The sequence below is a fragment of the Escherichia sp. MOD1-EC6475 genome (assembly GCF_003046645.1).
GTDB lineage: Bacteria > Pseudomonadota > Gammaproteobacteria > Enterobacterales > Enterobacteriaceae > Escherichia > Escherichia ruysiae.
In genome coordinates this window covers 38,425-50,207 of sequence record NZ_PZKQ01000023.1, presented here as the reverse complement: position 1 = coordinate 50,207, position 11,783 = coordinate 38,425, and the positions used below count along the sequence as shown (strand labels likewise).

Sequence of the window (11,783 nt, the reverse complement as noted above, 5' to 3'; positions counted from 1 at the left end):
TTAAAGTTTCCTGAAACGTAGAATAACCAGCGCATGGCGGTCGAGAGTTGACGCGATATATAACTCTCCCTGGCACTGGCGCATAATAGAATGACTAATCGAAAGGCCAATACCCAAACCTACAGCTTTGTCCGTGGTAAAAGGCGTTAATAGTCGATCAGCCAGATGCACTGGCCAGCCTTTTCCATTATCAGCAATATATAGCGTTACAGTGGAGGCTTCTTCTTCAAAGCTGATGGTTATTGTGGGTGATTGCTCCAGAGTGGCTTCCAGGGCATTCGTAAACAAATTAACTAAAACTTGTTGAATCAAAACATCATCGCCATAAACGGCAGGGAAATTATCAGGGTAGTGAAGAGAGGCCTTCAGTGGTCGATGTTTCAACGCCAGAAGTTCCCAGGATGAATAAATTACCTGCTGTAAATTGATTGCACCGCCAGCCAGTTCACTATCTCGACGGCGGGCAAAGTTGCGCAATCTTTTAACGATGTTATCCATGCGCTCGACCAACGATCGCATTGTGACAATATAATTTTTCACCAAACCAACGTCTTGTTGTTCCAGCGCGCGGTTGGCGCTGAAAAGATACATAGATAATGCATTAAGTGGTTGATTAATTTCATGTGCCAGTGTTGTCATTGTCTGCCCAACCACGGCCAGTTTTGCAGTTTGGATCAATTCACTTTGTGTTGTACGAAGGTTTTTTTCTGTCGCAATACGCTCGCATATTTCCTGTCCCAGTTGACGTTGCTGTTGATTAATTTTCTCAATAGTCTGGCGGAGCAGGTTGGCAATTCTCCCAAGTTCATCGTTGCCGGAGACCGGGATATCAGCATCGAGTTCACCATTGCTTAACTTGACAACGGCATCATTCAGTAACTGAAATCGGCGGATCATTCTGGGACGAATGTAGAGGTAATTTACCAGAATGACGAACAGTAAGGCGGTAACCATAGCCGCCAAAATCAATAGCCCGCTGATTTGCATTATTTTTTCCAATCGGAGATTGAATGTTTGCAATTGTTGATGGCTATTACCTAATTGCGTTTCTAATTGACCGCGTATTTGCGTAAATACACGCTCTTTATCCCCGATAGTACTCATGAGAGTTTGTTGAGCTTGTTGCCAGGCGGCCAGGGTTCCGGGTAGATAATTTTGCTGAGTACCCAACTCCCACAAGGAATAAACTGTCTGGTGTAATGTAATGGTACTGGAATAAGAAGATAACGACCGCACATTTTCGTCAATGCTGTGTTTCAAAAAATTCAAATACTGAATATGTTGTTTTAACGCGCCTATATCTCCGCTATGCGTGTTAAGCATCTCCTTTAGCGTACTGACGATTTGGGTTTCTATATGTGAAAGTTCGAAAACGAGCTGCAGTTCTTTTTGAATGGTTTGCTGAGCATTTTGCAAACTCTGTTTTTCGGGTAGATCTTTTCGTTGGCTGAGTTGATTTAGCAACGACGATTGTTGCCAACTTAAATCCTGAGTAAGTGAGTTGAGTTCATTATTAAAGTCATCATGCAGCCAGTTAACTCTTGAGGATATAACGTCGAGTTTCCCTTTTTCCTGATTGTTGTTGTTCAATGCGTTATCGAGCTTGTTAAGCAGTCTGGCACTACTGGCGACCTGTTGGTTAAGCGCACGTTGATGTACTGAATCAAGATGAGGGTTAATAGCCTTAATTTTTTGTAGCCGTTGTTCAATCTGCTCCCTTACCTGAAGACGACTAGCGGTATTGGTTGTCTGTTGTAGCTCATTAAATTCGTTTACCAATGCGGTGAGGTTTTCTTCAAAAAGAAATGAAGCCTGAATCCTCGGGAAATAATCATCAAGCGCGTAGCGAACCTGAGAATTTTGTTCATACCAGGAATAGAGGCTGACTACGCTAACGAATAGCGTAAGAACGGCGCTAAAAACAAAGGCGAGCCGTAAGCTCGTCCCTATAGTATGTAGTTGTTTCACTTTAACGACTCAAGTTGTGTGTTCACCAATTGCTGCTGATGCAGGAAAAACTGCTGCCATGCCATGAGCTGAGCTTCACGAAAGCCTGATTGCAGTTCGAATTGCTGCAGGTACATGGCATTAACGGACTGCTCCGGGGTAACAGGAACTGCTGTTAATAATGCGCGCACATCTGGCAATTTACGCTTAAGCCGATGTTCTGCGGCATATAATGATTTCCAACTGTTTTGAAGCTCGGTAAGGCGAAAAGTAATCGCATTATCAAATAACAGTTGCACAAGCTTTTGACGCTGCATAATCAACGGATAATCAAGGGAAGGGGAGGCAAATAATCGCAGTTGTTGATCCGCGAGTGGAGTACCGGAGGGTAGCGGATATACCGGATACTTTCCTGAATCAGAATCGCTTAATGCCTGTTGTCCTTCCTGGCTCAACAAAAAATTAATAAAACGCCCCGCCTCCTGTGGATGTTTACTACCGTTTGCGATGGCAATAAACATTGGTGCTGCGCGAGAGTTGGGGAAATAACTGAAACGTAAAGTTGAATTATTAAGCAGTACGTTAGCGTAATTGTCGATGACTGGACCAGCGTCTCCCAGCCCTGTACTGATCTTATTTGCTACGCCAAAGCTGCGTGATGAAATGGTAGCGAGATTGCCGCCTATTTTCAGTAGAGTACCCCAACCATTACTCCATCCTTGTTGTTGCAGGAGATCTTCAATCATCAGATGTGTGGTATCTGAACGTGAAGGGCTGCTCATTAATAGTGTTCCTTGATAACGTGACCTGCTCAATTCCTTCCATGAAGTCGGTACTGGTTCATTTTTATCTTCCAGATGCGCCACATTGATCAGGATGCCATAGCCCGATACTGCAACCGCAACGGTGGTTGAACGAATAGATTCGGGTACTAACTTTCTGCTTGTTTCTATTTGATTATTAAATGGCTGGAGCAGATTTTTACTTTGCAACCGCTGTAGCAACATGGGAGATGAACTCAGTACCAGATCAATATTTTCACCCAATGGATTTTCTAGCAGGCGCTCAATGGATGCACTGGTTCGGTTAAGCGTTCGGATTTTGGTTGCCAGTGGTTGTTTTTGCCATTGACTGATAATGTGCTCCGTCGCTTCCGAAGAAAGCGTTGTAGCAATCACCAGCTCTTGCGCTGAGGTGACATTGACGCATAAAACCCAACAGATTAATGCTCGCTGTATAATACGAATCATGTCAAAAATCCCATTAACGAGAGAAAAACTCTTACGCTGTAATTCATATCATTATCCGTTAGCTAATATACACAATGACTGTAAGACGCTGATGTCAGTATCGGAAATTTCATTAATTCAGATGTAACTAGCGTCACTATATCTGGAAGCGGTTATCAAAAAAAGATCAATATTGCACCTCTGAACATGTGTATCTTACGGAAATAGCGATTGTTACGGCTATTCCCGGTAATTAATTTCGACATTTGTGCTATCGGATTCAGGCCCTGACCGGATTCTATTGTTTCTTTGCGCCAGCCTTCAGAAGTCGGAAGAATGGCTTTAATTCGAGCGCAAATGTACTTGTCACGAGGGTTAACATGAAAATGTTTAAGCCCTGCCTGTTGTTGAACGGTGATGGAAATTTTCATGTTGTGTAGCATGATCCTCCAACAGGGTAAAATCGAGCCTCTTCAATGATCACGTATATGGATACAAAATATGTGACTGACCTCAAAAACTGAAAAAATTAATAAAAGTAATTATTTTTTTATTGGGGCTGTTGTAACCCGTTAATGCCGGAATAATGGCTTCGTTCTATTTTGAGATATAAAAATGGGAAAGAAATGGAACATGACATCTGTATTTTTGAGTCAGTTTTGACTCATATGCCCTGTATTGTAACTTAAACTCACTTGCTTCACTATCTTCAAAACCAATGAAGCAAGGGCTTTTGCAATACTCATCAGAGAGTAGCAACTGGTATTGCTGTTTTAAATAACTCTATGAACTGGAAGGTGATATATGCTTTCTCTATTGAAACCTAAAGTGGCAACACATAAGGTTCCTGAAAGTGAAATAAAGAATACCTATAATCGTTATCGTATGCAGGCGCTATTTAGCGTGTTTATCGGTTATCTTTCGTATTATATTGTCAGGAATAACTTTGTTCTCTCCACACCTTATTTAAAGCAAGATCTTAATCTGTCTGCGACTCAAATAGGTCTACTTAGCAGTTGTATGCTGATCGCCTATGGTATTAGTAAAGGGGTAATGAGTAGTCTGGCAGATAAAGCGAACCCTAAAGTTTATATGGCTGTGGGGTTGGTTCTTTGTGCTCTCGTTAACGTGGCGCTTGGTTTTAGTTTTGCTTTCTGGATGTTTGCGGGACTTGTTATTTTAAATGGTCTCTTTCAAGGGATGGGGGTTGGTCCTTCGTTTATTACAATAGCCAACTGGTTCCCTCGTAAAGAACGGGGCATCGTCGGTGCGGTCTGGAATATTTCGCACAATGTTGGGGGCGGTATTGTTGCTCCGATTGTTGGTGGTGCATTTGCTGTGCTGGGTACTGAACACTGGAAAATAGCAACATATGTTGTTCCAGCGATTGTCTCTGTTGTTATTGCTATTGTGGTACTCATGTCAGGTAAAGGTTCGCCCGTAAGTGAAGGTTTGCCGCCATTAAGCGAAATCGTCCCGGACGACGTCAGCATTAAAGCAAAAGATGAGCGTGCGCCGGAAGATATGACTGCCTGGCAAATTTTTTGTACCTATGTGCTAAAAAACAAGAATGCATGGTTCGTCTCTTTCGTTGATGTTTTTGTCTATATGGTGCGTTTCGGAATTATCAGTTGGTTGCCTATTTACCTGTTAAGTGTGAAACATTTTACGAAGACTGAAATGAGCACGGCATTTTTAATCTTCGAATGGGCGGCGATTCCAACTACGTTATTTGCTGGCTGGTTGAGTGATAAATTATTTCATGGTCGCCGTATGCCACCCGCTATTATCAGTATGGTATTGATTTTCTTCTGCCTGCTGGGCTACTGGAAAAGTGACTCTCTGCTCTCTATTACCATTTTTGCTGCCTGCGTAGGCTGCCTTATTTATGTTCCGCAGTTCCTGGCTTCTGTTCAGACAATGGAAATTGTCCCCAGTTTTGCCGTGGGTTCTGCAGTCGGTTTGCGTGGTTTTATGAGCTATATTCTTGGCGCAACGCTTGGAACAAGTCTGTTTGGTGTTATGGTCGATCAGGTTGGTTGGGATGGCGGTTTTTATCTTCTGCTTGCTGGTGTTATCTGCTGCATTATTTTCTGTACGTTAACGCACTTTGGCGCGATCGCCATGGAACGACAGCGTCAAAATGACGTTGCTGAATTATCGCAAGAGCTTCAGACCAGCAAAAGTTAGGTTTTAGGGGGGCCAGTTATGATGTGATTGGCCCATTACCATGAAAACAGCGACCATTCTTTAGCAACGGTAGTGAGTTGCGGCGCATCGAAAACGGCTTGCGGTGAGACTACTGTTTCTTCAAGCGGGATATTTTTGCCGTAGCGTTCTTTGAGCTTTGCCTGAACCAGCGGGTTACTAAGATCGAACTCTTTTAGTTTTTGCTGCTCGCCCACGCGTATTCCCAGCGCGTTCTGATAAACCTTCCACACCACTTCTGAACAGTACTGGCGATCGTCGCTCCACGAAAAACTGAAGTCATACGGTTTACCCAGATAACGTTTTGCCGTTTGCGCCAGTTTTTGCTGTTGTTCGGTTGTTAACCCACCTTCAACGCGGCGAACAATATATTTGCTATCTTCACCGTGGGCGATCCACTGCTTGAGCGGGGTGTATTTCACCGGGCCGACCGCTTCAAAGACGTAGGGTTTTTTATTGCGTATAACCAGCATACCGGTGTGGCTGTAATCGGAATGGGTCGCCAGTTGGATTGCTTTACTTTGCGATGAGTGAGAAATTTGAAAGATGATGTCGCCGGTTTGCGGTTGCCAGGCAAGGGCAGGCACAGAAACCAGCAGGCCGGGGAGCAGTAGCCTGTTTTTCATAGTTAAACGTCCATGTATAAAAAGCGGTGGGTTAGAGCAGAGCCGCTGACAACGTGCTCGTTGTTTATGCCGGATGCGGCGTGAACGCCTTATCCGGCCTACAAGTTCGTGCAAATTCAATAAATTGCAATATGACGTAGGCCTGATAAGCGTAGCGCATCAGGCGATTCCACTCTCCGCGCCGCTCTTTTCCGCTTTAGTATTCCCACGTCTCCGGGTTAATCCCCATCTCACGCATGATCTCTTTTGCCGCTTCCGGGATTTCGTCGCTGCGCTCTTTACGCAGATCGGCATCATCCGGCAGAGGTTGCCCGGTAAAGGCATGCAGAAACGCTTCGCACAGCAGCTCGCTGTTAGTAGCGTGACGCAGGTTGTTCACCTGACGACGCGTGCGTTCATCGGTGAGGATTTTTAACACCTTAAGAGGAATGGAAACCGTAATCTTTTTGACTTGTTCACTCTTCTTACCGTGCTCAGCGTATGGGCTGATATATTCGCCGCTCCATTCAGCCATGAGATACTTAATCCTCTTCGTCAATAAATTGAGACCAGACCACACAGTTTATAAGGGCACTGGTCATAAACCCGCATAGTTTACCGCACAGGCGCTACCGTGACATCGTGTAATGCGCCTGCCAGTGTGATAATGCATATAATTTTAACGGCAATTTCGGATTTGCTCAATCTATACGCAAAGAAGTTTAGATGTCCAGATGTATTGACGTCCATTAACACAATGTTTACTCTGGTGCCTGACATTTCACCAACAAAGCCCAGGAAACTTCATCACATGACGCGTAAACAGGCCACCATCGCAGTGCGTAGCGGGTTAAATGACGACGAACAGTATGGTTGCGTTGTCCCGCCTATCCATCTTTCCAGCACCTATAACTTTACCGGATTTAACGAACCACGCGCGCATGATTACTCGCGTCGCGGCAACCCAACGCGCGATGTGGTCCAGCGTGCGCTGGCAGAACTGGAAGGCGGTGCAGGTGCGGTGCTAACCAATACCGGCATGTCAGCTATTCACCTGGTCACGACCGTCTTTTTGAAACCCGGCGATCTGCTGGTTGCGCCGCACGACTGCTACGGTGGCAGCTATCGCCTGTTCGATAGCCTGGCAAAACGCGGTTGCTATCGCGTGTTGTTTGTTGATCAGGGTGATGAGCAGGCATTACGGGCGGCACTGGCAGAAAAACCTAAACTGGTGCTGGTAGAAAGCCCAAGTAATCCATTGTTACGCGTCGTGGATATTGCGAAAATCTGCCATCTGGCAAGGGAAGTCGGGGCGGTGAGCGTGGTGGATAACACCTTCTTAAGCCCGGCATTACAAAATCCACTGGCATTAGGTGCCGATCTGGTGTTGCATTCATGTACGAAATATCTGAACGGTCACTCTGACGTGGTGGCGGGCGTGGTGATTGCTAAAGATCCAGACGTGGTTACCGAACTGGCCTGGTGGGCAAACAATATTGGCGTAACGGGCGGCGCGTTTGACAGCTATCTGCTGCTGCGCGGTCTGCGTACTCTGGTGCCGCGTATGGAGCTGGCTCAGCGCAACGCGCAGGCGATTGTGAAATATCTGCAAACCCAGCCGTTGGTGAAAAAACTTTATCACCCATCGCTGCCGGAAAATCAGGGGCATGAAATTGCCGTGCGCCAGCAAAAAGGCTTTGGCGCAATGTTGAGTTTTGAACTGGATGGCGATGAGCAGACGCTGCGTCGTTTCCTGGGCGGGCTGTCGTTGTTTACGCTGGCGGAATCGTTAGGGGGAGTGGAAAGTTTAATCTCTCACGCCGCAACCATGACACATGCAGGCATGGCGCCAGAAGCGCGTACTGCCGCCGGGATCTCCGAGACGCTGTTGCGTATCTCCACCGGTATTGAAGATGGCGAAGATTTAATTGCCGACCTGGAAAATGGCTTCCGGGCTGCAAACAAGGGGTAAAAATGAGTGTGATTGCGCAGGCAGGGGCGAAAGGTCGTCAACTGCATAAATTTGGTGGCAGTAGTCTGGCTGATGTGAAGTGTTATTTGCGTGTCGCGGGCATTATGGCGGAGTACTCTCAGCCCGACGATATGATGGTGGTTTCCGCCGCCGGTAGCACCACTAACCAGTTGATTAACTGGTTGAAACTAAGCCAGACCGATCGTCTCTCTGCGCATCAGGTTCAACAAACGCTACGTCGTTATCAATGCGATCTGATTAGCGGCCTGTTACCTGCCGAAGAAGCCGATAGCCTCATTAGCGCCTTTGTCAGCGATCTTGAACGCCTGGCGGCGCTGCTCGACAGCGGTATTAACGACGCGGTGTATGCGGAAGTGGTGGGTCACGGCGAAGTGTGGTCGGCGCGCCTGATGTCTGCGGTGCTTAACCAACAAGGACTGCCTGCGGCCTGGCTTGATGCCCGCGAGTTTTTACGTGCTGAACGCGCTGCGCAACCGCAGGTTGATGAAGGCCTTTCGTACCCGCTGCTGCAACAACTGCTGGTGCAGCATCCGGGCAAACGTCTGGTAGTGACCGGATTTATCAGCCGCAACAACGCCGGTGAAACGGTGCTGCTGGGGCGTAACGGTTCCGACTATTCCGCCACCCAAATCGGTGCGCTGGCAGGCGTTTCCCGCGTAACTATCTGGAGCGACGTTGCCGGGGTATACAGCGCCGATCCGCGTAAAGTGAAAGATGCCTGCCTGCTGCCGTTGCTGCGTCTTGATGAGGCCAGCGAGCTGGCTCGTCTGGCGGCACCTGTCCTCCACGCCCGTACTTTACAGCCTGTATCCGGTAGTGAAATCGACCTGCAACTGCGCTGTAGCTACACGCCGGATCAAGGCTCTACACGCATTGAACGCGTGCTGGCTTCCGGTACAGGAGCGCGTATTGTCACCAGTCACGATGATGTCTGTTTGATTGAGTTTCAGGTGCCCGCCAGCCAGGACTTCAAACTGGCGCATAAAGAAATCGACCAGATCCTGAAACGCGCGCAGGTGCGTCCACTGGCGGTTGGCGTGCATAACGATCGCCAGTTGCTGCAATTTTGCTACACCTCGGAAGTGGCGGACAGTGCCCTGAAAATTCTCGACGAAGCGGGATTACCTGGCGAGCTGCGCTTGCGTCAGGGGCTGGCGCTGGTGGCGATGGTCGGGGCGGGCGTCACCCGTAACCCGCTGCATTGCCACCGCTTCTGGCAGCAACTGAAAGGCCAGCCGGTCGAATTTACCTGGCAGTCCGATGACGGTATCAGCCTGGTGGCAGTACTGCGCACTGGCCCGACCGAAAGCCTGATCCAGGGGCTGCATCAGTCCGTCTTCCGCGCGGAAAAACGCATTGGCCTGGTCCTGTTCGGCAAGGGCAATATCGGTTCCCGCTGGCTGGAACTGTTCGCTCGTGAGCAGAGTACGCTTTCGGCGCGTACCGGATTTGAATTTGTGCTGGCAGGCGTGGTGGACAGCCGCCGCAGCCTGTTGAGTTATGACGGGCTGGACGCCAGCCGCGCGTTAGCCTTCTTCAACGATGAAGCGGTCGAGCAGGATGAAGAGTCGCTGTTCCTGTGGATGCGCGCCCATCCGTATGATGATTTAGTGGTGCTGGACGTGACCGCTAGCCAGCAGCTTGCCGATCAATATCTCGATTTCGCCAGCCACGGTTTCCACGTTATCAGCGCCAACAAACTGGCGGGAGCGAGCGACAGCAATAAATATCGCCAGATCCACGACGCGTTCGAAAAAACCGGGCGTCACTGGCTGTATAACGCCACCGTCGGCGCAGGCTTGCCGATCAACCATACCGTGCGCGATCTGATCGACAGCGGCGATACCATTTTATCGATCAGCGGGATCTTCTCCGGCACGCTCTCCTGGCTGTTCCTGCAATTTGACGGTAGCGTGCCGTTTACCGAGCTGGTGGATCAGGCGTGGCAGCAAGGGTTAACTGAACCTGACCCGCGTGATGACCTTTCCGGCAAAGACGTGATGCGCAAACTGGTGATTCTGGCGCGTGAAGCGGGTTACAACATCGAACCGGATCAAGTGCGCGTGGAATCGCTGGTGCCTGCCCATTGCGAAGGCGGCAGCATCGACCATTTCTTTGAAAATGGCGATGAGCTGAACGAGCAGATGGTACAACGGCTGGAAGCTGCCCGCGAAATGGGGCTGGTGCTGCGCTACGTGGCGCGTTTCGATGCCAACGGCAAAGCGCGTGTGGGCGTGGAAGCGGTGCGTGAAGATCATCCGCTGGCATCACTGCTACCGTGCGATAACGTCTTTGCCATCGAAAGCCGCTGGTATCGCGATAACCCGCTGGTGATCCGTGGGCCAGGCGCAGGGCGCGATGTCACCGCTGGGGCGATTCAGTCGGATATTAATCGGCTGGCGCAGTTGTTGTAATTTCAGGAGCCCAATAAGGCATAATGCACATGCTTATTGGGCTTAACATAATTTACCTAATTATCCTTGCGTTGTAAGCCGGATAAGGCGTTCACGCTGCATCCGGCAAGAAACAATAAATCCGTCTGCCAGGTTTCTTGTAATTCCCATCCTGAATCTTTTTCATCTTCCCTGATTTTTCCTCACCATCATTGGTCATTTTTCGGTTGACGCCCTTCGGCTTTTCCTTCATCTTTACATCTGGACGTCTAAATGGATAGATGTTCACAACACAACATATAACGATAAGCGATTGATGAGGTAAGGTATGAGCTTTTTTCACGCCAGCCAGCGGGATGCCCTGAATCAGAGCCTGGCAGAAGTCCAGGGGCAGATTAACGTTTCGTTCGAGTTTTTCCCGCCGCGTACCAGTGAAATGGAGCAGACCCTGTGGAACTCCATTGATCGCCTTAGCAGCCTGAAACCGAAGTTTGTATCGGTGACCTATGGCGCGAACTCTGGCGAGCGCGACCGTACACACAGCATTATTAAAGGCATTAAAGATCGCACTGGTCTCGAAGCTGCGCCGCATCTCACCTGCATTGATGCGACTCCCGATGAGCTGCGCACCATCGCTCGTGACTACTGGAATAACGGCATTCGCCATATTGTGGCGCTGCGTGGCGACCTGCCGCCGGGAAGCGGTAAGCCGGAAATGTATGCCTCTGACCTGGTGACGCTGTTAAAAGAAGTCGCTGATTTCGATATCTCCGTGGCGGCGTATCCGGAAGTTCACCCGGAAGCGAAAAGTGCCCAGGCAGATTTGCTTAACCTGAGACGTAAAGTCGATGCCGGTGCCAACCGTGCGATTACTCAGTTCTTCTTCGATGTCGAAAGCTACCTGCGTTTTCGCGATCGCTGCGTCTCGGCGGGTATCGATGTGGAAATTATTCCGGGCATTTTGCCGGTCTCTAACTTTAAACAGGCGAAGAAATTTGCCGACATGACTAACGTGCGTATTCCGGCGTGGATGGCGCAAATGTTTGACGGTCTGGATGACGATGCCGAAACCCGCAAGCTGGTGGGTGCGAATATTGCCATGGACATGGTGAAGATTTTAAGCCGGGAAGGGGTTAAAGATTTCCACTTCTATACGCTTAACCGCGCTGAAATGAGTTACGCGATTTGTCATACGCTGGGTGTTCGACCTGGTTTATAAATATTGTGGCTTTTGTGAAAATCACACAGTGATCACAAATTTTAAACAGAGCACAAAATGCTGCCTCGAAATGAGAGAGGGAAAATAAGGTAGTCAGCCTTGTTTTCTCCCTCCTCCCTTGAAGTATGCGAAGCTAAAACCCTTTTTTATAAAGTATTTGTCCTAAATCGGACATAATCAAAAAGGCTT

At 48.5% G+C, this 11,783-nt stretch carries 10 protein-coding genes; 4 read left to right on the top strand and 6 right to left on the bottom strand.

Features of this window, described 5'->3' with window-relative positions; translation table 11 throughout:
• The 3 genes from A7589_RS07725 to A7589_RS07715 all read right to left on the bottom strand — a co-directional run bounded on the left by A7589_RS07725 (position 1) and on the right by A7589_RS07715 (position 3,607).
• Positions 1 to 1,968: a sensor histidine kinase gene (locus A7589_RS07725; RefSeq protein WP_000811382.1), complete on the bottom strand. Its 1,968-nt coding sequence runs from the start codon at positions 1,966 to 1,968 to the stop codon at positions 1 to 3.
• On the bottom strand, positions 1,965 to 3,197 hold the full coding sequence (locus A7589_RS07720) for an ABC transporter substrate-binding protein (RefSeq protein WP_000619302.1): 1,233 nt from the start codon (positions 3,195 to 3,197) through the stop codon (positions 1,965 to 1,967). The genes A7589_RS07725 and A7589_RS07720 overlap by 4 nt, the downstream gene beginning before the upstream one ends.
• A 155-nt stretch (positions 3,198 to 3,352) precedes the next feature.
• A complete protein-coding gene (locus A7589_RS07715; RefSeq protein ID WP_235613310.1) occupies positions 3,353 to 3,607 on the bottom strand; it encodes a hypothetical protein in 255 nt (84 codons plus the stop codon).
• Positions 3,608 to 3,980: 373 nt separating this feature from the next.
• Between A7589_RS07715 and pgtP the strand changes: the two genes are divergently transcribed.
• Complete coding sequence (gene pgtP, locus A7589_RS07710) at positions 3,981 to 5,366, top strand: phosphoglycerate transporter PgtP (protein WP_000949934.1); 1,386 nt, start codon at positions 3,981 to 3,983, stop codon at positions 5,364 to 5,366.
• A 35-nt stretch (positions 5,367 to 5,401) separates the two neighbouring features.
• On the opposite strand, the gene A7589_RS07705 is transcribed toward pgtP, so the two are convergent.
• Together A7589_RS07705 and metJ are read right to left on the bottom strand one after the other, a co-directional pair.
• Positions 5,402 to 6,010: a YiiX family permuted papain-like enzyme gene (locus A7589_RS07705; protein WP_000797357.1), complete on the bottom strand. Its 609-nt coding sequence runs from the start codon at positions 6,008 to 6,010 to the stop codon at positions 5,402 to 5,404.
• Between the two features lie 196 nt (positions 6,011 to 6,206).
• Positions 6,207 to 6,524, bottom strand: coding sequence for a met regulon transcriptional regulator MetJ (metJ, locus tag A7589_RS07700; RefSeq protein ID WP_000852812.1), 318 nt, complete (start codon positions 6,522 to 6,524; stop codon positions 6,207 to 6,209).
• A 276-nt stretch (positions 6,525 to 6,800) separates the two neighbouring features.
• Here metJ and metB point away from each other — a divergent pair, with 276 nt between their 5' ends.
• Together metB and metL are read left to right on the top strand one after the other, a co-directional pair.
• Positions 6,801 to 7,961 carry a cystathionine gamma-synthase gene (gene metB, locus A7589_RS07695; protein ID WP_010353977.1) on the top strand — a complete coding sequence of 387 codons (1,161 nt, stop codon included), beginning with the start codon at positions 6,801 to 6,803 and terminating at the stop codon, positions 7,959 to 7,961.
• Between the two features lie 2 nt (positions 7,962 to 7,963).
• Positions 7,964 to 10,396, top strand: coding sequence for a bifunctional aspartate kinase/homoserine dehydrogenase II (metL, locus tag A7589_RS07690; protein WP_000110772.1), 2,433 nt, complete (start codon positions 7,964 to 7,966; stop codon positions 10,394 to 10,396).
• A 91-nt stretch (positions 10,397 to 10,487) separates the two neighbouring features.
• Here metL and A7589_RS23225 read toward each other — a convergent pair whose 3' ends face one another.
• A complete protein-coding gene (locus A7589_RS23225) occupies positions 10,488 to 10,628 on the bottom strand; it encodes a hypothetical protein (protein WP_000660583.1) in 141 nt (46 codons plus the stop codon).
• Between the two features lie 75 nt (positions 10,629 to 10,703).
• On the opposite strand from A7589_RS23225, the gene metF reads away from it, so the two are divergent.
• On the top strand, positions 10,704 to 11,594 hold the full coding sequence (gene metF / locus A7589_RS07685) for a methylenetetrahydrofolate reductase (RefSeq protein ID WP_000007526.1): 891 nt from the start codon (positions 10,704 to 10,706) through the stop codon (positions 11,592 to 11,594).
• The last annotated feature ends 189 nt before the right edge of the window (positions 11,595 to 11,783 follow it).

Coding starts and splice junctions, on each gene's coding strand:
- A7589_RS07720 (WP_000619302.1), bottom strand. CDS start 3,197: ATGATTCGTATTATACAGCGAGCATTAATCTGTTGGGTTTTATGCGTC.
- A7589_RS07715 (WP_235613310.1), bottom strand. CDS start 3,607: ATGAAAATTTCCATCACCGTTCAACAACAGGCAGGGCTTAAACATTTT.
- pgtP (WP_000949934.1), top strand. CDS start 3,981: ATGCTTTCTCTATTGAAACCTAAAGTGGCAACACATAAGGTTCCTGAA.
- A7589_RS07705 (WP_000797357.1), bottom strand. CDS start 6,010: ATGAAAAACAGGCTACTGCTCCCCGGCCTGCTGGTTTCTGTGCCTGCC.
- metJ (WP_000852812.1), bottom strand. CDS start 6,524: ATGGCTGAATGGAGCGGCGAATATATCAGCCCATACGCTGAGCACGGT.
- metB (WP_010353977.1), top strand. CDS start 6,801: ATGACGCGTAAACAGGCCACCATCGCAGTGCGTAGCGGGTTAAATGAC.
- metL (WP_000110772.1), top strand. CDS start 7,964: ATGAGTGTGATTGCGCAGGCAGGGGCGAAAGGTCGTCAACTGCATAAA.
- A7589_RS23225 (WP_000660583.1), bottom strand. CDS start 10,628: ATGAAGGAAAAGCCGAAGGGCGTCAACCGAAAAATGACCAATGATGGT.
- metF (WP_000007526.1), top strand. CDS start 10,704: ATGAGCTTTTTTCACGCCAGCCAGCGGGATGCCCTGAATCAGAGCCTG.